Source organism: Nocardia amamiensis, assembly GCF_015477605.1.
Lineage (GTDB): Bacteria > Actinomycetota > Actinomycetes > Mycobacteriales > Mycobacteriaceae > Nocardia > Nocardia amamiensis_A.
On sequence record NZ_JADLQX010000001.1, the window covers coordinates 519,548 to 540,389 of the forward strand.

Below are 20,842 nucleotides of genomic sequence, written 5' to 3' on the forward strand. Positions count from 1 at the left end.
GGGTGCCATCGCAGCTCCAGCGGGGGTTCGATGCATGTCGGGCCTCCCCAGGTTCCGGTCAGATATGACCACTGCGACGGGTGCGGGCTATCCAGCCCTTATTTCGAGGGCCTTTCGGATAAGGTTACGCGCAGACTCGCCCTTTACGGCTTGCGCTGCGAGTATCTGAAACGCCTTCTCGTAAAGCGCTGTCTCGCGAGGCTGCACTATCGACAATTCGGCGGTCGCGGTTTCGACCTGGACCTGTCGATGGTCGTACAGGAGGAAGTTGGTAGCTGGACACCGGAACCGAGCTGTACGCGGAATGATACCCAGAGCCAGCCGAGATGAACGAACATAGGTCAGCAACTGTTCGAGCTGACCGACCATGATCTCATCGCTTCCGACTGTCGTATAGAGCGCTTGTTCTGCAATCAAAAAGTGAAACCTTCTCGGGCCTTTGCGTAACACGCTTTGGCGTTGTATCCGCACGGCGACAGCGGCCTGCAAGTCGTCGGGTCCGCCTATGAATTGAATGCACTCCCGAAGGACTTCGGTCGCGTAGTCCGGGGTCTGCAAGAGCCCGGGTACCAGGCCCGGGTCGTATCCCCGAATCAGCTTTGCGCTGGTTTCCATAGCGGCGGTTTTCTTCTGAGCATTATGGGACTGTATCCGCTTCCACTCGATATAGGCGGCTTCGATATTTCGTACCGACGCAATCAAGTCCGGGACATGAAGCGGAGCGTCTGTGATCTCACACCACTTGTGAATATCCTGCTCGGTCGGGGTCTGTTTGCCGTGCTCGTAGCGAGATACCTTCGAGTTGTCCCAACCTGCGAGCCCAGCCAGCTCTAGGCCCGTCAGGTTGGATTGCTTCCGGAGTTCACGTAGCCGTGCTCCGAGTGTCTCTCTTGCCTGCTGGATACTACTCACTGCTTGATTCGGTATTCCACATGCGGTATGGCCAGATGCCAAACATAGTCACGAACAGCGCAGCAGTGTCGGACTATGAACGAGTCGGTTGTTACTGCGAAACCCGCGAGGTTTCCGTCTGGCCTGAAGGCGGTGAAGACCACTGTGTCATTATCAAGCACCCACCAATCGTCTGCAGTCAGTTCGGCAGGGTCTACGGTGTGTCGTGGCAACCAGCGAATCTCCTCACCAGATTCGATATTGCTAACCGTGGTTGCGTGCAAGAACCTCGTATAGTCGGCGTGAGGTTCGGTTACTACGCGAACACGCTGGATCACTCGCCCGGAACTAGTGACTTCGCGGACAAGGTTGTCCCAGTGCTCCCATTCCGGGTCGTACTCGAACTCCCCGGTTTCAAGGAACTTCGCCAGGGCTTCGGCTTCGTCCTCTACCGCATAAGCGTCCTGTACCTCCAGGTGAAAAGCTCTCTCCCGGCATTTTCTGAACAACTCTTCTTGTTCTTCAGTGGTAAGAAGTTGCATTGTCCGGACGGATTTCCTTTCCCATTGGTACCTCGATGCTGCGTTCACCGGCTGGCGACTTGATTATCGCCAGTGCGGCCGGATCGGTGACCGGCTCACCTTCGAGGTAGAAGGTCCCGTGTCCGCTGTCTCGGAGCAAGGTGCCGAGACAGGTGCCCCGCTCGAGGTAGGCCAACAACGGGTGGGGGATCTCGATGTGCCGAGAGTCCTTGCCTAGCACATCCCAGCCCAACACGACGTAGGTGTTCCGATCCGATGCCCACAAGGTTGGAGATCCGTTGTTACGGGTGTTCTTCCCGAGGAAGCGGAGCTTCATGGCGTGTACCTCACAGTCGGAGTTTGAAGTAACTCGATATGAGCGTCCCCCCGATTCGCAGGTCAGGTCAATGATTCGACCCAAATTGCTGCAAAAATCTACAAACCGCTGGTCACAGCCCAGTACCTGTCCATAGCGTCTGTGACCAGCACGCGACGCTAGGAGGTCACTCGATGGCTGTGTTACCGCAACGGGTTCCGGGTGCCTACAAGGTCCCTCCCGGACAGGCGGAAACCCCGCCCTTGCTGATGCTTTGGCTGTTTGCCGATGCGATGGCCGAGTGGGCGTATAAGGACTCCCGGTGCCGGGGTGAAGCCTCCCCCGGCACCGGTGACCTCCACACGGAGACCAGGCCGTGACTGCCGACGTCGACGTTCATCCGTCCGTGTGGTTACACGGGGTCCGCCTGGACTTCGCTGCGAGCGCCCTGGCTGCTCGAGTGTTCATGCGAGAACACCGCGAGCGGTACTACGTCGACGCGGTAACCGTGATCCCTGGTAGCGCGGCAGGGCTTCCACGGCTGCCGAATGAGCGGCTGTACCTAGAGCAATGACGGTTCGCATCCGGACACGTCAGCGGGCACCGCCCGCGCGACTGACAGCACAACACGCGTTTCGTCATGGTCTCTCTAGGACTCATCAGCTAGAGAGATGGTCACAGGCAACCCGGCGCTTCCAATGGCCTTCGGGGTTGTTCCATTTCCGATTCCGTGGGGGAATCATGCGAACCCTTTTCGCATCCATCGTCGCCAGCGTTCTCGCTGTGCAGCCTGCTGCGCCCGCAGCGGCGGCTCAACCAACCGTTGCCGCGTCACACTGCACCAAAACCGTTGTGGGCAAAGCCGGTCCCTCTGAGGTTGAGAAACAGTACTGCGACATGTGGTATTACCAAACGCTTATCCCGGAGTGCAAACGGTCCCAGCGGAGCGGCTGCTATGAAGTCGCCGCGCGGTGGTACGCCGACTGCCTTGCGGGCAAGGTCAGCCCTCCGTTCGAGCACATGTCAGGACAGGCGCCGGTGCGACCATGATTAGAGTCTCGAACATGCAGATCGACGAGCTGGGTGAGCCGATCGCAAGCCGGGAGCTGCGCCAAGGCGGCCGATCAGTGACGGTGACGTTCGGCAAGCCGGTACAGGACGACAGCGGAGCGTGGTCCTGCGGTGTCCGCATTGACGGAATGGAGCCGGAGCCGTTCACTCGGCGGATCTATGGCGGCGACTCGGTGCAAGCGCTGTTGCTTGCTATGTCGTTCGCTGGTCGGCTTCTGGCTCAACGAGAGGAGCTGTACACCTACAACGGGAGCGCTGATCTGGGCTTCCCAGCTGCGCGGTAGCGCCGTTTTCGGCTGACGAAGCCCTTACCGCCGTGAGCGCCTAGCGGAGCCGCACCTCGGCGAGAGCGCGACCGAACAGTTTGCGACCCTCTGAGGCGCCACCGAGCAGGATGGTGGCGGTTCGGGTGTTCGGGTCGAGCGATTTGATGCGGCCGGTGAATTCCACTGTGCTCGCCGCGTCGGCGGCGACCGGGACGAAGCCGGAGAAGCGGACGCTGAACTTGCGGATGGCGGTCGGGTCGCCCAGCCAGGAGGTGAGATAGCCGCCTGCGAGGCCCATGGTCAGCATGCCGTGGGCGACCACCGTCGGCAGCCCGGCCACCTGCGCGGCGTGGTCGCTGAAATGGATCGGATTGGCGTCGCCGGAGACGCCCGCGTAGTTGGCGAGGTCACCGCGGGTCAGGCGGGAGCTGCCGACCGGCAGCAGGTCGCCGGGGACGAAATCGGCAAACGCGGGCACGGTGTGTACCGCCGCGATTCCGGAATCGGCCGGCTCGGCCAGCGGGCTCGTGCCGAGCGCGACCAGAGCGTCGCCGTCGGATTCGGCCGGACGCCCGTGCATCATGATGTTCTCGATCACGTCGGCCAGGTTGGCGTCGACCTCGGCGCCGCGGCGCGCGACGATCGTGGTCGACCCGACGATGGCGACCTCGTCGTGCTGGTTGATCAGCGCGAAGCGCACGACGATGAAGTCGTTGTCGCCGAACTGGCGGATCGACTCGATGACGATCTCACTGGTGATCCGGTCGCCGGCCAGGATCGGCCGGTAGATCTCGAAGATCTGGTCGGTCTGCAGGAACTGGGACAGGTCGTAGTCGGTGAGTACCGAATCGAGCAGTGCCCTGGTTCCGGTCATCCCGATCACCGACGCGAAGGTCGGCGGAGCGATGATCCCGGGATAGCCCAGCGCGCGTGCGGCGGACTCGTGGTGATGCGCCGCGTGCTGGTTCTGCACCGCACGGGCGAACTCGCGGACCTTCTCCCGGCCGACCTCGTAGTGATCCTCTACCCGGAAGCGCTGTCCGGCCGGCGTTGCCGGAACCGCGTCGATATCCGGCCGCGCCATCGTTTGTTCCCTGCCCATGATCCGGGCCATGCTACTGGCGAGCCGGACCGTTGACCAGGTATGTGTGACGCGCGCGACCGGCATCGATGCTGCTCTGCTATCACGCTGGTGGGTTACTGGGTACCGGAGGGCGGGTCGCAGACCTTCCATCCATCGCCGGTGCGTTGCAGGTCGAAAGTGCGTTGCGACCGCTTTGCGGGGTCGGCCTCGGTGTACACCGTGGCCTGAGCGATGGCCGTGTCGTCGGTGATGCGGATGGCGTCGATGCTGTCCACCACGGGGATGTTCTTGCGCTCGACCGAGAGCTTGTGCACGCCGGCGAACTGGTCGTCCGGGATGCCCTGGTAGAAGTCGTGCAACGGTCCGCAGGTGGTCGAACGCAGGGTGGCCAGGTCGCCGGTTTTCAGAGCATCGGTGTAGTCGGTGATGGTGGCCCGCACCTGCGCCTCGGGGGAGTTGTCGCCGGACATCGTGACGAGCGACACGATCACCGCGACCAGCGCGATCACCAGCGCGGCCGCCCCGCCGAGCACGATCAGCCGACGATTGGACCGCGCGGTGCCCGACGGTGCGGCGCCGGGCTGCTGTGGCGGAGCGATGCGCTGCGGCGGCGCGATCGGCTGCGGACGGGGACCGGCCATCGACTGCGCGGGGACGGTCTTCTGGACGTCCGCGGGCGACGGGGCTGTGGCGACCTGTCGGGGGATGCCTGGCGATCGTTGCGGGGACGGGCGGGTCTCCTCGACTCCTGGTCCGTGCTGCGGTGGCGCCGACGGACCGTGCGGTCCGGGCTGCTTGGGACCGCCCGCAGGGCGCGGGGTGCTCGGCGGCTTCGTGATCGGCACCGGTCCCGCCGCCGGCGCGACCACACGATCGGTGCCTGCCCGACCGCCGTCGGCGGGCCGCTGGATCGGCAGCGCGACGGTCTTGGCGTCGTCCAGGTCGACCACCGGCATCGCCATGGTCACGTCATCCGAACCCGGGGGGTTCTGCTCGTCGGGTTCGGCGGGTGCCGCCGCCTTCGGCTCCGCGGCGCTCGGAGTCTTGCGCATCACGACGGTCGCGGCGTCTTCGCTCGCTCGAGTCGGATCGTTCTGCGGGATCGCCGCCGTCATCGCTTCGGCGTCAGGAGCGTCGGCCGCCGCGGTTGCCGCCGACGAACTCGCTTGTGTTCGTGCGGGTGCCTGGTTCTTCGCACCTGCTGCGGCGCCAGTCCCGGACTTTGCGTCGGGGGCTGGCTGGCCTTTGACCGGCTGGTTCGCTCGCGCCGCAGCCTCTTTCGAGGCGGGGGTGCCGGAGGCTGCCGAACTGGACGGGAGTTGGTCGCGCCTGATCACTTGGGTGCGGTCCCCGGGTGCTGCCCCACCCGGTGCGGATCCAGCGTTCGGCGCGCCCGCGGCCCCGGACTTCGGGTCGGTGCCGGGGGCAGGCTTGTCCTTGACCGGCTGGTTCTCTCGTGGCGCAGCCTCTTTCGAGGCGGGGGTGCCGGAGGCTGCCGAACTGGACGGGAGTTGGTCGCGCCTGATCACTTGGGTGCGGTCCGCGGATGCTGTCCCGCCCGGTGCGGAACCGGCATCCGGCGCGCTGGAGGAATCGGCGTCTGTCCGGTCCGGTTCGGTCTTCCGTTCGATCGCCGTCGTTTCCGCATCCGAAGTCGCGGGTCGACCGGGAACTCCGGTCTGTGCGCCGGAACCGGAGCGTGGTGCGGCCCCGGCAGCTGTCTTTCCGGTCGCCGGTCCGGCAGGAGCCTTCCCTGTGCGTTCGGGTCCAGATGCGCTCGCGGCCGGTCCGGTGGGCGATCCCTGTTCCGTTTGGTCAGCACCGGGATTCGGGCCCGCTACTCCGGGCGCGGGCGAACTCACGGATGCCGGCGGCGCGGTCTTCGATTCACTGCCGGCGGTCGCGCCCGCCGACTCGGCGGATGTATCCCCCGCGGGCTTGTTCGCGGTCGTGCCGCTGGCGGGACCGGGGGTCGGCGCGGACGGGCGGTTGGCGGGAGCGGGGGCCGGTGCGGACGGTCCGCTGGTTGCCGATCGAGACGCCGGTGTGCCGGGAGCGCCCGGGTTTCCGGACGCGGCTGCGGGGCGGGTGGCGGAGTTCGTTCCGCTGATTGTGGCGTCGGCGGTTCCTGGGCCGCCGGATGCCCCGGTCGCGGGTTTTGCGCTGGGCTGTTGCGCGGAGCCGGTGCTGCCTGCCGGTCCGGATGCGGGCGAGTTCCTGGGCGCGGAGCCGGAAGCCGAGTCCGGTGCGGAGGGGCCTTTGGGTCGGGATGCGGCTGTGTTCGCGGCACCGGGGCTGGCGGGTGCTGTGTTGGCGTCTGCCGATTTCGGTGCCGCGGAATTCGCGTTCTTCTGGGCGTCCGCACTCCCGCCGGACGTCTGTCCCTGGTCGCCACCCGAAGATGCACGTGACGTGGGGACGCCCCCCTGCCCCGAAGCGGAACCCTTTCCCTCCGAGGCGGATTCGTCCGCACCGCGCGGTGACGCGGGCGCGGTCCACGCTGCCCAGGTCCCCGGCCGCCGCTGCGGCTGAGCGATTCGCTGCGTGGCTGCGGCGGAAGGTGTCGGAGCGTCTTTCCCGCCGGGCGGGGTGCGGTCGGCGGCCGCGTCGGGGCGTGCGTCGGCCCCGGCCGAGCCGGCCGGTCCGGCGCTATCCCGCGCCGGATTCTTCTCGTCGTTCGGGTCGGACACGCACACCCCTCGCTCAGGCGGAACTGTGGAACTCGACGGCCAGCCTAATGGGCGCAACCGGACGAAGTCCGTCAATGGCCCGCGCTGGCCCTAGCGGAGGCGGAGCAGCCGCATAACGGCGCCAGACGAAGTCCCTCTGGACCCGCGCCGAGCCGCGCAAAGGCTGATGCCGCCATGCGGCCGACGCAGGCGGGCGGACGGTCGTCTGTGGCCCTGCATGGGTATGCGCGGCGCTGGCGCAGCTGTGGTTGCGTAGCCGTACGAGTCTCGTCTGGGGCTCGGTGCCGGGAACCGTGACCGAGAACAACCCCATGGCGGGTCAGTGGAAATCGTCCATGCGATGCGCCGGGCCGAGCGAAGCCGAGGCAGCCGTACGTAAAGACGCCGCTGGGTGAAAGTCCGCCCGCAGCCTGTGCCGGGCGGAGCGGAGGTAGGGGTAGCCCGCAGAGATGGCGCTGTTGGGCGGAGTCCGTCGGCAGCCTGTGCCGGGCGGAGCGGAGGTAGGGGTAGCCCGCAGAGATGGCGCTGTTGGGCGGAGTCCGTCGGCAGCCTGTGCCGGGCGGAGCGGAGGTAGGGGTAGCCCGCAGAGATGGCGCTGTTGGGCGGAGTCCGTCGGCAGCCTGTGCCGGGCGGAGCGGAGGTAGGGGTAGCCCGCAGAGACGGCGCTGTTGGGCGGAGTCCGTCGGCAGCCTGCGGTGGGCCGAGCGGAAATAGGGGTAGCCCGCAGAGACGGCGCTGTCGGACGGAGTCCGTCGATAGCCCGCTCCGGGCCGGGCGGTGGCGAGGCAGCCCCCTATCGAGGAAATCGACCTGCGGTGCAGAATGTCCGCATGACCTCGTTCGGTGACCTGCTCGGACCGCAACCGGTACTGCTACCCGAAATCTCCGATGCCGAGGACGCCCTCGGCGAGAACGCCGATCCGGTGCGGGTCGCGGCCGATCATCCCGCCGCCTCGATCGCCTGGGCCCACCTCGCGGAGGCGGCGCTGACCCGCGGCGAAGCCCAGGACGAGGCGATCAACCACGACATCGTCGCCGCGTACGCGTTCGCCCGCACCGGCTACCACCGCGGACTCGACCTGTTGCGCCGCAACGGCTGGAAGGGCTTCGGGCCGGTGCCGTGGAGCCACGAGCCGAACCGCGGCTTCCTGCGCAGCGTCGGGGCGCTGGCCCGCGCGGCGAAGGCGATCGGCGAGACCGACGAGTACGCGCGTTGCCTGGACCTGCTGGAAGACTGCGACCCGCGCGCGGCCGCGGAGCTCGGCCTCGACTGAAACAGTGCAGCTATCGCGTAGCGATTCGCTGGGAAGTGGCGGTCGAGTGACGGGTGCGCTCGACGCACCGCGAGCGATTCGATGATGGTTCGGGTGACGGATGTACTCGGCCCGAATTCCCGCGTCGGCACCGCTCGCGTGAACGGCATGGCTCGGCTGCGCGCCTCGTGGGCGCGGCTGAGGCGTTCGACGCTGCCGATCATCCAGTGTGCGGTCGGCGCGGCGCTGGCCTGGTTCCTCGCTCATCACGTGCTCGGCCATACGCTGCCGTTCTTCGCGCCGACGGCCGCCGTGGTGTCGATCGGCATCTCCTTCGGCGCCCGGCTGCGGCGATCGGTCGAGCTGGTGGTCGGCGTCGCGGTCGGCATCGGCATCGGCGATCTGTTCATCTCCCGCGCGGGCACCGGCGTCTGGCAGATCGCGTTCGTTGTCGCGGTCGCCATGGCCGCGGCGGTGTTCCTCGACGGTGGTTCCATCATCACCATGCAGGCGGCCGGTTCCGCCGTGCTCGTCGCGACGTTGCTGCCGCCGTCGGTGGGCGGCGGCTTCTCCCGCATGATCGACGCCCTGGTCGGTGGACTGGTCGGCGTCGTGGTGGTGGCCGCGATTCCCCTGCACCCGGTGCGTAGGGCCAGGACGTTGGCGGCCGACATTCTCGCCGTGATGGGCAGATCGATCACCGAGTGCGCCGACGGACTGCTCGAGCAGGACCCGGAGAAGGTGCACCGCGCCCTCACCGCGATGCGCGCGACCCAACCGCAGATCGACTCGTTGCGTGCCACCCTGGAGGGCGGCCGCGAGATCAGCCGGATCTCGCCGCTGTACTGGAACTCCCGTTCCCGCCTGGAACGCATCAGGGCCACCGCGGATCCGCTGGACAACGCGATCCGCAACACCCGAGTCCTGTTGCGGCGCTCGCTGACTCTGGTCCGCGACGACGAAATCCTCCATCCCGGCTTGATCGATGAGGTGGAGCGCCTCGGCCAAGCCGTGGACGTGGTGCGCCGGATGATGCTCGCCGACCCGGGCGAGCAACCCGACCGGGCCGAGGCCGCCCGCGTACTGCGCTCGGTGGCGAAGGGTGCGCGCCCGGAATTGGTTGCCGGCGCGGGGCTTTCGGCGCATGTCGTGTTCGCCCAAGTGCGATCGACGCTGGTAGACCTGATGCAGGTGTGTGGGATGCAGCGCATCTCGGCGATTGCCCTGCTGCCGCCGACGGTCAAGCACCCGTACGTGCAGCCGGAAGTCTGAGCCAGACTACTCAGCGGTAATCAGACATTCTTGCCGGGCAAGGTGGTATACGTCCGGCGTCCCGGGGCGAAGAGTCGATCTTCAGGTAGTCCGCTACCCGTGTTGCGTGCGCAGCAGCGCCGTAATTTTGCGATGTGACCGCGAGTTGGTGGGGTATCGCGGTCGACCACTTCGCACGCGGACGAAAGGGCCCACCAGCCAGGGTGTGGTGGCTGGGGGCGGGGGCGGACGCGAGCGGAGAAGCCAAGGCCGCCTGGCCGATTCGACCGGGCGGCCTTGTGCTGCTGTTTCGAGCGTTGCCTGGTCGCTCGAGCATGGATGCGCGGGTGGCGATCCCGCCAGCGGTCAGGTCCAGAAGCGGGTCAGGTAGCTCCCGTACCGCGACCAATTCGACGGCACGCCGGACAGTTCGAACAGCGCGTACACCGCGTCGAAGAACACCTGATTGATGGCCGGTGTGAAGAGCAGTGCGAACAGGATCAGCATGCCGAACGGTTTGAACTGATCGAGCGAGCGTCTGGTCTGATAGCTCAAGGACGGCTCGACTATCCCGTAGCCGTCCAGGCCGGGCAGCGGGATCAGATTCAGCAAGGTTGCCGTGATCTGAAGGAACGCAAGGAAACTCAGACCGAACCAGAACGCCGGATGCGCATCGGTGCTGCCCCAGATCCGGACCACCGCCAGAAGCAGCACCGCGCACAGCGCGTTCACGGCGGGCCCGGCGCCGCTGATGATCCGTTGCGTCCGCGGCGGGACGTTGTGCGTGTGCACGTAGACCGCGCCACCGGGCAGGCCGATACCCCCGAGCGCGATGAACACCATCGGCAAGACGATCGACAGCAGCGGATGACTGTATTTCAACGGGTTCAGGGTCAGATAGCCGCGCAGCTCGACCTCGCGGTCGCCCGCGCGCCAGGCGGTGTACGCATGCGCGAATTCGTGCAGGCACAGCGTGACGACCCAGCCGAACACCACGAAAACGAACACCCCGGCTTTGGCTCGCGTCGAGTCCACCGGGGCATCCCAGGCGAGCGCACCGCCGACCGCCGTGAGAGCGACCACGAACAGGAACACCGGGCTCGGGCGGACGGCGCGCGACCTGCGACGGATCGGAAACGGTGAGCTCATCGCACCAAATGCCAGGACTCGTGGTGACGGTAGAAGCTCGAGCGCGGCACCGAGCGGTCGGTGCGGATGCCGTCTCTGGTCACGATCGCGCCGGAGGTACCCAGCTGAGCGGCCCGCCCCTCCACCCAGCGGCGCTTGCGAATGCCCTTGCGGACGGTGGCTCGCACACCGGGCAGTTCCAGCGACGGCGAGACGATCATGGCCGTCACCTTTCCGGAGAACAGCTGGGTGTCGTCGACGTAGGCTTCGCCGTCCAGCTTCGCGCCCCCGACGCCGGTGAGCACCGCGCGACCGACCAGCACCGTGCCGGTGTCGTCCCGGACCAGCGGCGTCTCCACGCCACGACCCCCGATGGCACGCTTGGCCGCCGCGTTGCCGGTGCCGGTCTGGTACGCGCGAGAGGCATAAGTCTTCTCGACCGGCACATAGCCGATCTCCACGTGCAGCCGCTCGGTGCGCATCAGGTGGGTGAGCACCGCGGCCAGCGCGGCGTCGCCGCCCAGCACGATCAGCCGTGGCAGGCTGTCGGCGGCCAGCACGGGAAGCAGTTCGTCGATCTCGGCGGGATCGGGGATGGCGGCCGTCTGGGTGGTCGGCAGTGCCGCGAGCGCGATGGGTACGGGTGCGCCGTCGCAGCGGAGAACATGGGTACTCAAGCTGCCGTACACCCTCCTCGGTTCGAGCCGACACCGTCGGGCCCCTCGCCACTTCCGGGTGAACCCGCCAGGGTTCGCCCGTGTACGCCGCGCAGCCGCTCGGCGTGCCGTGCAACCATAGCCCTGCCCGGCCGTGACCACACGGGTGTCGAGCCTACGACGAGATCCGACGCGACGCCGCCTGGGACGAGTCGGCTAGACTGTGCTTCCGGCCACCGCCTCAGTACGGCAGGTAGCTGCAACACGCCAGTGTTGCCTGTCGAACCGTAGGAGACACGACCATGCCGGCAATCGTCCTGATCGGCGCCCAATGGGGCGACGAGGGAAAGGGCAAAGCAACCGATCTGCTCGGCGGTCGGGTGCACTGGGTGGTCCGCTACCAAGGCGGTAACAACGCCGGTCACACCGTGGTGCTGCCCAACGGCGACAATTTCGCGCTGCACCTGATCCCGTCCGGCATCCTGACCCCGGGAGTGACGAACGTCATCGGCAACGGCGTCGTCGTCGATCCCGGCGTGCTGCTCGCGGAGCTGGCGGGGCTGGAAGACCGCGGTGTCGACACCTCCGGTCTACTGCTCTCGGCCGACGCGCACCTGATCATGCCGTACCACGTGGCCATCGATAAGGTCACCGAACGCTTCCTCGGCAACAAGAAGATCGGTACCACCGGCCGCGGCATCGGCCCGTGCTACCAGGACAAAGTCGCCCGTGTCGGCGTGCGGGTCGCGGATGTGCTGGACGAGAAGATCCTCACCCAGAAGGTCGAGGCCGCGCTCGAGTTCAAGAACCAGGTGCTGGTCAAGATCTACAACCGCCGCGCGCTCGACCCGCAGCAGGTGGTGGACGAGGTGCTCGAGCAGGCCGACAGCTTCAAGCACCGGATCGCCGATACCCGGCTGAAGCTGAACCTGGCGCTGGAGCGGGGCGAGACCGTGCTGCTGGAGGGTTCGCAGGGCACCCTGCTGGACGTGGACCACGGCACCTACCCGTATGTCACCTCGTCGAACCCGACCTCGGGCGGCGCGGCGGTTGGCGCGGGGATCGGGCCGAACAAGATCAATACGGTGCTCGGCATCCTGAAGTGCTACACCACCAGGGTCGGTTCCGGCCCGTTCCCGACCGAGCTGTTCGACGAGTCCGGCGCCTACCTGGCCAAGACCGGCGGTGAAGTCGGCGTCACCACCGGCCGCGCCCGGCGCTGCGGCTGGTTCGACGCGGTGATCGCCCGCTACGCCACCAGGGTCAACGGCATCACCGACTACTTCCTCACCAAACTGGACGTTCTCTCGAGTCTGGAGACGGTGCCGATCTGCGTGGCCTACGAGATCGACGGCGAGCGGGTCGAGCAGATGCCGACCACGCAGACCGAATTCCATCACGCGAAACCGATTTACGAAGAAATGCCCGGTTGGTGGGAGGACATCTCCGGCGCCCGGAGCTTCGACGAACTGCCCGCCAACGCGCAGGCGTACGTGTTGCGCCTGGAGGAGCTGTCCGGCGCCCGGATTTCCTGCATCGGTGTGGGGCCGGGCCGGGACCAGACCATCGTCCGGCACGACGTCCTCAGCTAGAACCTGTTTCGAATTCTGCGCGGTCCAGCGCTAATTCGGCGGGTTCACCACAAATTCACCATCGCTATCGGCCCCGCTCGGCTTCGATCATGATCGTTGAAGATCTAAAGTTAGAGCATGGCTCGGAACTGGCCGATGATCGAGCGCGAAAGCGAATTCGAGGCGATCCGCGCGGCGCTGACCGGTCCGGAGCACGTCGGGGTGGTACTCACCGGCGACGCCGGAGTCGGCAAGACCACCCTGGCCCGGCACGCCACCGCCACGCTCGGCGGCAATATTCGCTGGGTGGCGGGCACGGAGTCGGCGCGCAGCATCCCGCTGGGGGTATTCGCGCACATGGTCGGCGTTTACACGGCGCACGACCCGGTCACGTTCATGTCGGCGGCGCGCGAAGCGCTGCTCGCCGACGGGCACACCGTGATCGGTGTGGACGACGCGCACCTGCTCGACCAGCTCTCCGCCACCTTGCTGCTCCAACTGGCCATCGACAAGGCCGCGCACATCGTGGTCACCGTCCGCAGCGGGGTCCCGGTGCCGGACGCGATCACCTCGCTGTGGAAAGACGGGCACTTGATGCGCATCGACCTGCGCCCGTTCACCCAGAGCCAGAGCGTGGAGCTGGTGGAGTCGATGCTCGGTGGGCAGCTCGAGGGGTTCACCGCCAATCTGATGTGGGAGTCCTCCGCCGGAAACGCGCTGTTCCTCCGGCATTTGGTCGAGGGCGCGCTGGAAGCGGGCACACTGCGTCAGGTCAACGGCGTCTGGCAGCTGCGCGGGCGGGCCGCGGTGACCTCGGAGTTGGCCGCGCTGCTCGAGGACCGGGTCGAGCAGCTGCCCGAGTCGGTGCTGCGGGTGCTGGAGCTGCTCACCTTCTGTGAGCCGATCGATCTGGACGTGCTCGCCGAATTGGCGGGTGAGGACGCGGTCGAAGCCGCCGAAACCCGCGGTGTCATCAAGGTGGTGGAGAACACGCAAGACCTGACCGTGCGCTACAACCACCCGCTGTTCGGTGAGGTGATCCGGCGCAGGCTCGGCATCGCCTCGGCGCGGCGCCTGCGCGGCCGCCTGTACTCCTCGCTGAAGGAACGTCCGATCAAATCCGCGGCCGACCGGATCCGCTTGGCGGAATTGGCCTTGGACAGCGATAAATCAGCGGATCTGGAACTGTTCGAGGCGGCCGCCGCCGACGCGATCGGATTGGCGAATCTGCCGCTGGGCGAACGCTTCGCGCGCGCAGCGGTGGAACGGCGCGGCGGGGTGGAGTCCGCCGACCTGCTGGCGCGCGCCCTGCTGTGGCAGGGGCACCGGATCGAGGCCGAGCGCACGCTGGCCAGTTTCGACCCCGACCAGCTCGACGAGGTGCAGCTCGCGCGCTGGGGCAGCACCAGAGTGGCGAACCTGTTGTGGGCCATGGGCGATGCCGACCGCGCCGACGAGGTGCTGACGCTGGTGCGCGGGAAGGTGCGGCATCCGAAGATCGCGGCCATCTTCACCGGTCTCGCCTCCGCCAGCGCGGTCAATGAGAACAACATCGATAACGCGATCGCCGAAGCCGAGACGGTCATGTCCACCAAGGACGCGCCGCCGTGGGCGGTGTGGTGGGCGGCGTTCGGCGGCGGCTTGGCCTTGGCGTTGATGGGCAGAGGCGAAGCGGCCAGACAGTACGCGGCCCGCGGGCACGAGGTGGAGGAGCACATCGACGGGCTCAACCGTTTCATGTCGACCCACGCCGAGGTGCTCGCGCTGACCTTCACCGGCGACCTGGAGGACGCACGACGTTGCGCCGCGGCGTATTTCGGCTACTCCGCGCCCGGCCAGTACCTGGCCTGGGGTATGTCGAAGATCCTGCAGGGCACCGTCGACGTGGCGCAGGGCCGGTTCAACGACGGCATCGAGCATTTGGAACAGGCGCTGGCCGCACTGGCCGCCGAGGGCGCCGCCGCCTGGATGTTCCCCGCGAGAATCCGCCTGGCGGAAGCGTATTCGGCGCTCGGCCGCGCCGCCGAGGCCGCCGAGTCGATCGCGCACGCCACCGCACGCGGCGGCAGGCACAGCGCGGTCTACGAGCCGCAACTGGAAGTCGCCCGCGCCTGGCTGGCCGCGGCCGAAGGCACCGTCTCCCCGGCCATCCGGATCGCGGTCGGCGCCGCCGACGCGGCGGCCCGGTCGCGTCAGTACGCGATCGAGGCCATCGCCCTGCACACGGCGGCCCGCTTCGGCGACCACTCCGTGGCGGGACGACTAGCCGACCTGGCCGCTCGGGTGGACGGGCGCCTGGTGCAGGCGCAGGCGCGGCACGCGGTGGCGCTGGCTGCCCACGACGGTCCTGGACTCGACGCCGCAGCTGCGGAATTCGAGCGGATCGGCGCGATGCTGTCGGCCGCCGACGCCGCGGCGCAGGCCGCGTCGGCACACGAGCGGGCGGGGGACCGGCGCAGGCTGCTGGAGTCCGCCGCCACGGCCAACCGCCTCGCAGCCGCCTGCGGCGGAGCGAGCACGCCCGCCCTGCGCCAGGCCGCGCAGCCGTTGCCGCTGACCGCACGGGAACGCGAGATCGCGAACCTGGTGGCGGCGGGCTTGTCCAACCGGCAGATCGCCGACCGGCTCACCGTCTCGGTACGCACGGTCGAGGGCCATCTCTACCGCGCCTGCATCAAGATGGACGTCACCGATCGCGAGTCGCTCGGCGCACTGATGCGCGGCGAATCCGGAAGTGGGTGAACCATCCGTGCGAGCAACTGTCGTGGCGTGTGCGGTAGCGGCCGGGGTGGCTTTGGCCGCCGGGTGCTCGGATGAACAGCCCGGACCGGTCACCAGCTCGATGAGCCCCTCGGTGACGGTGGCGCCGTCGAAGTCGGAGACTCCCCATGAGCGCTACACCAGGATCAGGGACAAGCTGATCGAACTCGGTTGCACCACAAACGTGTGCATCCAGACGTACTTCGGCTGTATGGACGGCTACATCACCGGGGAAGCCTGCGATTTCTACCGCGAGCACCCGATCGACTGAGTCCGCCGAGATCGAACCGTGTCACCGGGCGTGCTGCTCGGCGCCGGTGAGGAACGCGCCCGCGACCGGCGCCAGCAGGCCGATGTTGGGGTTGTGGCTGAGCTTGGGGATCTCCTGGAAGACGGCGTCGGGGACGACCGCGGCGATGGCGCGGGCACCCTTGCGGAGCAGCGCGTCACTCTTGCCGCCCGCGATGACGAGGGTCGGTATGCCGATCGTGGACCAGTCCTGGGCGCGCAGCGGCTCACCGCGCATGAAGTCGCGCATCACGGCCCAGTCGTGCGCGGTGGACGGCGCGGTGGCGAGCAGGCCCTTCCAGAACGGGGTGAGGCGCATGACCGCAACCATTGCGCGCGGCACCCCCATCGCCTTGGTCATATAGAACCGCACGATGTCGGCGCGACGGTCGCCGGCGATCAGCTCGTGCAGGCGCACCTCGAGGCCGTCCTGCGGTACGAAACCCTCATGGTCGACCACGAAAGGCGGCTCGAACGCGACGACCTTCGTGATGCCGTTCACCCGGCCGGATGCGGCCGCCCGCAGCGCGAGGGCAGCGCCGGAAGACCAGCCGAACAACGCGGCCGTACCGCCCGCGGCCTCCACCAGCGCGGCGATATCGTCGATTTCCCGATCGACGTCGTAGACGCCGGGCGAGTCCATGCTGTCGCCGCGACCACGACGGTCGTAATTGATCACGGTCAGTCCGTGCTGCTCGGCGAGCGCCTCGGCCAGCTCGACCATCTTGGGGAACTTCCGGTAACCGAAGGCGCCGCCGATCAGGATGACGGTTCCGGCCGCGCCGCCGCCGTGCCGGTCGAACGCGATGACGGTGCCGTCGGCGGAGGTTACGGTCTGCATGGCTGGCTCACTTTCGTTCCGGGCGGGTCTGCCGAAGTCCTTGCCGATACCGACGGAGCGAACGCCACGAATTCATCGGACCGCTGGCCGTGCGGCGTGCCGCCGACTACCGCTGCCAGGCTCAGAACAGGGTGGGCTCGCCGAATCCCGGTGTGCGCTCGATGGTCAAAAGCCGCTGCTTGGTGTCGATTCCGCCGGGGGCGGAGAATCCGTGCAGCGCGTGGTCGGCAGCGAGCACGCGATGGCACGGGATGATCAGTGGAATCGGATTGCGGCCGAGGGCTTGCCCGACGGCTTGGGCGGCGCCGGGTGCGCCGACGCGCTCGGCGACCTGGCCGTAGCTGAGGGTGTGGCCGGGATCGATGGCGCGGGTCACGGTGTAGACGGCACGGTGGAACGCGGGAATTCCGCTGGTGTCCACCGGGATCCAGCGCAAGTCGTCGAGTTCTCCCGCGAGATGGGCGCGGATGCTCGCGATGGCATCAGCGATGAGGCCGGTGGGCGCTTCTTCGCGGATCTCCTGGTCCTGGTATCCGGCGCGGCGGCGGGTGATGCGCGCGCGGGTCGCGGCCGGGCTCGTCTCGGGGAGCTGGAATCGGATCACCCCTGCGCCGCTCCACGCGATCGCGCAGCAGCCGATCGCGGTGTCGAACAGCGCCGCCGCGCCAGGGACGACCGGGGCCGGACGGCTCGCGGCCGCCGGGCCCACGGCGGAGCCGGTGACCTCGGGTGCCTGGCGAGCGGCCGCGGAGGCGAGGCGCGTGGCGTCACTCATGAGCCAAGTCTGCACCCGGAGACCGACAAGTTCGAAACAACCAGTCCAGTTTTTCAGAACTGGACTGAGTCCCGCCCGCGTGGGCATGCTCAAACGCGCGGCTTCTCCGCTTCGGGCCAGTCGGGATCCGGCGCGTCTCCGCGACTGTAGATTGCCGCGAGGTCGGAGTATCGCCGCTGGTCGTCGTAGTAAGAGACGACCCAGTCGGACATCGGTGTGCCCGGGTGAAACCGTTCGAGACGAAAGGTGCGCTCGTCGCGTCCGGGTGCGTAGTGATAGATCAAATAGCCGAACAAGACGACGATGAACAGGGTGGCGAGGGCGTTCATCCCGCCAGGGTGCGCCCCACTGGCCTTGCCAATAAATATCCAATCCGCCGATACTGGACCGCATGGCAACGAGAGTGATCGGTGCGGGCAGCCTGGCCCGTGATCTGGGCAGCTGGCGGAGCATGCACGACGGCGAACCGGATTCCGCCGGACGGCGGTCCGCGCGTCCGGCGTACCTGGCGCTTGCCGAAGGCATCCGGCTGCTGATCCACGATGGTCGTGCCCCACTCGGTGTCGCGTTGCCCAGCGAACGCGACCTCGCCGCCACGCTCGGCGTCAGCCGGACCACCATCACGTCCACCTACGCGCTGCTGCGCGAACACGGCTACCTGATCAGCAGGCAGGGCTCGCGCAGCACCGTGGCGCTGCCCCGCGACGTGCAGCACGACGGCATCAAGCCGGCCAGGAGCATTCTGGCCACGATGGGCTCGCCCGAGTTGCCCACGATCGACATGACCTACGCCGCCATGGCCGCCCCGCTGGAGATGCAGGACGCGTATTCCGCTGCCCTGGAAGGTATTCCGGCCTATCTCGGGACACACGGCATGGACCCGGTCGGTGTGCTCGCGTTGCGTGAGGCGATCGCCCGCCGCTACACCGCGCGCGGCCTGCCGACCGAGCCGGACCAGATCCTGGTCACCCTCGGCGCCCAGCACGGCATGCGACTGCTGCTCAACGTGCTCACCGCGCCCGCCGCCCGCGTGCTCATCGACCACCCGACCTATCCGAACGCCATCGAGGCGATCCGCGACGTCGGCGCCCGTCCGGTGCCGGTGCCGCTGCGCCCGGACGATCCGGCCGGCGGCTGGGATCTGGACGGAATCCGCAGCGCGGCACGGCAAACCGCGGCCAGCCTGGCCTACCTGGTGCCGGATTACAACAACCCGACCGGCCTGCTGCTCGACGCCGACGGTCGCGCCGAGCTTGCCGCCATCGCACGGGAGACCAGGATGACCGTGGTGATCGACGAGTCCATGGCCGATCTGGGACTCGGGGACGCAGCCCCGCCGCCGCCCGTCGCGAGCTTCGCGAAGGGCGCCGAGATCGTCACGATCGGCTCGGCATCGAAGTCGTTCTGGGGCGGTCTGCGCGTGGGCTGGATTCGGACCAATCAGGCGCTGATCACCAAGCTGCTCGGCATCCGCTCCACGGTCGACCTCGGCACGCCCGTGATGGACCAGCTGGCCACCGTGCACCTGCTCGAGCACGCCGACACCATCCTCGACCGTCGCCGGGACCAATTGCGTTCGCAGCGCGCCGCTCTACTGGACGCGCTCGCCGAAGAGTTGCCGGATTGGCGCGTCACCGTCGGCGCCGGCGGCATGTCGGTGTGGGTGCAGCTGCCCACCTCGGTGTCGACGGCGCTGGCCGCCACCGCCCCCAATCACGGCGTATTGCTCGCGGCCGGGCCGAGATTCGGCGTGCAGGGCGCGTTCGAGCGCTTCCTGCGGCTGCCGTTCACGCACCGGGAATCCGACTTGCGGTTGGCGGTCAAGGCGATCGCGTCCGCCTACCAGGCGCTGACGCCGCGCGCGGCCGATCCGTTGACACCGCTGACCTGCTACTGAACGGATTTCGCCAGGGCACGGCGAGGTGCGTGGACGACCCGTCCGGCCCCGGCTGGGGAGGGCCTGCGCCGGCGGTACTTCCCTTCCGAGCGCCGCCGGGCACGACCGGCCGGCCACCCCTCGGGGCTGGCCCTCGTCGTGCTCGGACGGCGTGCGGAAGGTCGCACGGCGTCGAGGCCTCCAGTGCGAGCGAGCGGTCAAGGAGCGAACCGGATGGCGCCGGAGGGAATTCAGCTGCGCTCGAAAGCCGCCTGCTCGCGGACAGTATTGCAGGTGGGGCACCAAACTGTCGAACCGGTTGGTTTGTTGCAATTTTGAATTAGCCGCGCGGGCGGGATGTCCCGGCGACCCGCACGTGCGTTTCCGGGCGACACCCCGCACTCGGTGCTCAGTCGGCCCAGACCGACTCGATCGGCGTGGCCGTGGTCGGTGGCGGGGTGGGGACCCCGTTCGGAGTGCGCGAGAAGCGCGGCGCCGGAGCGTGCTGGGTGGTGTTCTCCAGCCGCACTAGCGAGCCGCGGGCCGCGATGTGCTCGTTGGTCGTCGCCTCCTCGAAGGTGAGCACAGGTGAGACACATGCGTCGGTGCCGATGAAGATTTCCGTCCACTCGTCGCGCGTCTTGGTCCGGAAGCGTTCGGCGAAGAGCTTTTTCAGCGTGTCCTGACCCGCTGGGTCGAGTTGGAACGGCAGTCCTTCCTGGTCGATCTCCAGCCCGGCCAGCAGTTGCGCGTAGAACTGCGGTTCGATCGCGCCGACCGCCATGTATTTGCCGTCCGAGGTCTCGTAGGTGTCGTAGAACGACATCCCCGTGTCGAGCAGGTTCACCCCGCGCTCATCGGACCATGCGCCGGAGCCGCGCATACCCCAGATCATGTGCGAAAGGGCAAGGGCGCCATCGACCATCGCCGCGTCGATCACCTGTCCCTTGCCGGAGTTCTGCCGCTCGACCAGCGCGGCGAGGACGCCGAACACCAGGAACATCGAGCCGCCGCCGAAGTCGCCCACCATGTTCAGCGGCGGGACCGGACGTTCGCCCTTGCGGCCGATGGCGTGCAGCACACCGGTGATGGAGATGTAGTTGATGTCGTGCCCGGCGCGGTCGGCCAGCGGTCCCTGCTGACCCCAGCCGGTCATCCGGCCGTAGACCAGGCGCGGGTTGCGAGCGAGCGCGTCGTCCGGGCCCAGGCCCATCCGTTCGGTGACGCCCGGCCGGAAACCTTCGATCAGCACGTCCGCCTTCTCGGCCAACCGGAGCACCTTCTCGATGTCCGCCGGGTTCTTGAGGTCCGCCTCGACAATGGTCCGGCCGCGCAGCTGCGGCCGGTCGAACCCGCCGGGGAGCTGACCCGGGCGCTGCACCCGCACCACGTCGGCGCCCAGATCGGCGAGCAGCAGGGCCGCGTGCGGACCGGGGCCGATACCGGCCAACTCGATGACCTTGATGCCCGCGAGCGGACCCTGCCCGGCGGTGGATGGAATGCTCACGCCTAACCTCGGTTCGTCGTTGATCCAGCGCACCGGCAGCCGGTGCGTCCTCCCGGAGGCCACCGGGAGGGGTGTATTGACAGTATGACAATAACGC

Annotated in this window: 19 protein-coding genes; 8 read left to right on the top strand and 11 right to left on the bottom strand. The window is 67.8% G+C overall.

Features of this window, described 5'->3' with window-relative positions:
- Positions 1 to 87: 87 nt before the first annotated feature.
- Genes IU459_RS02350 through IU459_RS02360 form a run of 3 tightly spaced genes read right to left on the bottom strand, consistent with a single transcriptional unit; the run spans position 88 to position 1,749 of the window.
- Positions 88 to 912, bottom strand: a complete 825-nt coding sequence (locus IU459_RS02350; protein ID WP_195127730.1) for a helix-turn-helix domain-containing protein — start codon at positions 910 to 912, stop codon at positions 88 to 90.
- On the bottom strand, positions 909 to 1,433 hold the full coding sequence (locus tag IU459_RS02355) for a DUF6879 family protein (protein WP_195127731.1): 525 nt from the start codon (positions 1,431 to 1,433) through the stop codon (positions 909 to 911). The genes IU459_RS02350 and IU459_RS02355 overlap by 4 nt, the downstream gene beginning before the upstream one ends.
- Positions 1,414 to 1,749, bottom strand: coding sequence for a hypothetical protein (locus IU459_RS02360; RefSeq protein WP_195127732.1), 336 nt, complete (start codon positions 1,747 to 1,749; stop codon positions 1,414 to 1,416). The genes IU459_RS02355 and IU459_RS02360 overlap by 20 nt, the downstream gene beginning before the upstream one ends.
- Before the next feature lie 1,043 nt (positions 1,750 to 2,792).
- Between IU459_RS02360 and IU459_RS02365 the strand changes: the two genes are divergently transcribed.
- On the top strand, positions 2,793 to 3,083 hold the full coding sequence (locus tag IU459_RS02365; protein WP_195127733.1) for a DUF6968 family protein: 291 nt from the start codon (positions 2,793 to 2,795) through the stop codon (positions 3,081 to 3,083).
- Positions 3,084 to 3,123: 40 nt separating this feature from the next.
- On the opposite strand, the gene IU459_RS02370 is transcribed toward IU459_RS02365, so the two are convergent.
- The gene (locus IU459_RS02370; RefSeq protein WP_195127734.1) at positions 3,124 to 4,167 is read right to left on the bottom strand and encodes a fused (3R)-hydroxyacyl-ACP dehydratase subunits HadA/HadB; all 1,044 of its coding nucleotides are present in this window, start codon (positions 4,165 to 4,167) and stop codon (positions 3,124 to 3,126) included.
- Positions 4,168 to 4,262: 95 nt separating this feature from the next.
- The gene (locus IU459_RS02375) at positions 4,263 to 5,264 is read right to left on the bottom strand and encodes an Rv0361 family membrane protein (RefSeq protein WP_228837184.1); all 1,002 of its coding nucleotides are present in this window, start codon (positions 5,262 to 5,264) and stop codon (positions 4,263 to 4,265) included.
- A 640-nt stretch (positions 5,265 to 5,904) separates the two neighbouring features.
- On the opposite strand from IU459_RS02375, the gene IU459_RS02380 reads away from it, so the two are divergent.
- The 3 genes from IU459_RS02380 to IU459_RS02390 all read left to right on the top strand — a co-directional run bounded on the left by IU459_RS02380 (position 5,905) and on the right by IU459_RS02390 (position 9,364).
- Positions 5,905 to 6,681 carry a hypothetical protein gene (locus tag IU459_RS02380; RefSeq protein ID WP_195127735.1) on the top strand — a complete coding sequence of 259 codons (777 nt, stop codon included), beginning with the start codon at positions 5,905 to 5,907 and terminating at the stop codon, positions 6,679 to 6,681.
- Positions 6,682 to 7,669: 988 nt separating this feature from the next.
- Entirely contained in the window at positions 7,670 to 8,113 is a 444-nt protein-coding gene (locus IU459_RS02385) for a DUF3151 domain-containing protein (RefSeq protein WP_195127736.1), read from the top strand.
- Between the two features lie 147 nt (positions 8,114 to 8,260).
- Positions 8,261 to 9,364, top strand: a complete 1,104-nt coding sequence (locus IU459_RS02390) for an FUSC family protein (RefSeq protein WP_228837272.1) — start codon at positions 8,261 to 8,263, stop codon at positions 9,362 to 9,364.
- Positions 9,365 to 9,709: 345 nt separating this feature from the next.
- Here IU459_RS02390 and IU459_RS02395 read toward each other — a convergent pair whose 3' ends face one another.
- Entirely contained in the window at positions 9,710 to 10,492 is a 783-nt protein-coding gene (locus IU459_RS02395; protein ID WP_195127738.1) for a site-2 protease family protein, read from the bottom strand.
- Complete coding sequence (locus tag IU459_RS02400) at positions 10,489 to 11,148, bottom strand: hypothetical protein (protein ID WP_228837185.1); 660 nt, start codon at positions 11,146 to 11,148, stop codon at positions 10,489 to 10,491. Before IU459_RS02400 ends, IU459_RS02395 begins: the two co-directional genes overlap by 4 nt.
- A 281-nt stretch (positions 11,149 to 11,429) precedes the next feature.
- Between IU459_RS02400 and IU459_RS02405 the strand changes: the two genes are divergently transcribed.
- From IU459_RS02405 to IU459_RS02415, 3 genes are all read left to right on the top strand, one after another.
- Positions 11,430 to 12,719, top strand: a complete 1,290-nt coding sequence (locus IU459_RS02405; protein WP_195127740.1) for an adenylosuccinate synthase — start codon at positions 11,430 to 11,432, stop codon at positions 12,717 to 12,719.
- A gap of 117 nt (positions 12,720 to 12,836) precedes the next feature.
- The gene (locus IU459_RS02410) at positions 12,837 to 15,440 is read left to right on the top strand and encodes a helix-turn-helix transcriptional regulator (RefSeq protein ID WP_195127741.1); all 2,604 of its coding nucleotides are present in this window, start codon (positions 12,837 to 12,839) and stop codon (positions 15,438 to 15,440) included.
- 7 nt (positions 15,441 to 15,447) lie between these two features.
- Positions 15,448 to 15,729, top strand: coding sequence for a hypothetical protein (locus tag IU459_RS02415; RefSeq protein ID WP_195127742.1), 282 nt, complete (start codon positions 15,448 to 15,450; stop codon positions 15,727 to 15,729).
- 21 nt (positions 15,730 to 15,750) lie between these two features.
- Here the strand turns inward: IU459_RS02415 and IU459_RS02420 are convergent, their stop codons facing one another.
- From IU459_RS02420 to IU459_RS02430, 3 genes are all read right to left on the bottom strand, one after another.
- On the bottom strand, positions 15,751 to 16,587 hold the full coding sequence (locus IU459_RS02420; RefSeq protein WP_195127743.1) for an alpha/beta fold hydrolase: 837 nt from the start codon (positions 16,585 to 16,587) through the stop codon (positions 15,751 to 15,753).
- Positions 16,588 to 16,708: 121 nt separating this feature from the next.
- Positions 16,709 to 17,296, bottom strand: a complete 588-nt coding sequence (locus tag IU459_RS02425; RefSeq protein WP_440446455.1) for a methylated-DNA--[protein]-cysteine S-methyltransferase — start codon at positions 17,294 to 17,296, stop codon at positions 16,709 to 16,711.
- A 155-nt stretch (positions 17,297 to 17,451) separates the two neighbouring features.
- Positions 17,452 to 17,691, bottom strand: a complete 240-nt coding sequence (locus tag IU459_RS02430; RefSeq protein WP_195127745.1) for a hypothetical protein — start codon at positions 17,689 to 17,691, stop codon at positions 17,452 to 17,454.
- Between the two features lie 62 nt (positions 17,692 to 17,753).
- Here IU459_RS02430 and yczR point away from each other — a divergent pair, with 62 nt between their 5' ends.
- Positions 17,754 to 19,259 (top strand): MocR-like transcription factor YczR, encoded by a 1,506-nt coding sequence (gene yczR, locus IU459_RS02435; RefSeq protein WP_195127746.1) that lies wholly within the window; start codon positions 17,754 to 17,756, stop codon positions 19,257 to 19,259.
- Between the two features lie 388 nt (positions 19,260 to 19,647).
- Here the strand turns inward: yczR and IU459_RS02440 are convergent, their stop codons facing one another.
- A complete protein-coding gene (locus IU459_RS02440; RefSeq protein WP_195127747.1) occupies positions 19,648 to 20,745 on the bottom strand; it encodes a CaiB/BaiF CoA transferase family protein in 1,098 nt (365 codons plus the stop codon).
- Positions 20,746 to 20,842: the final 97 nt, after the last annotated feature.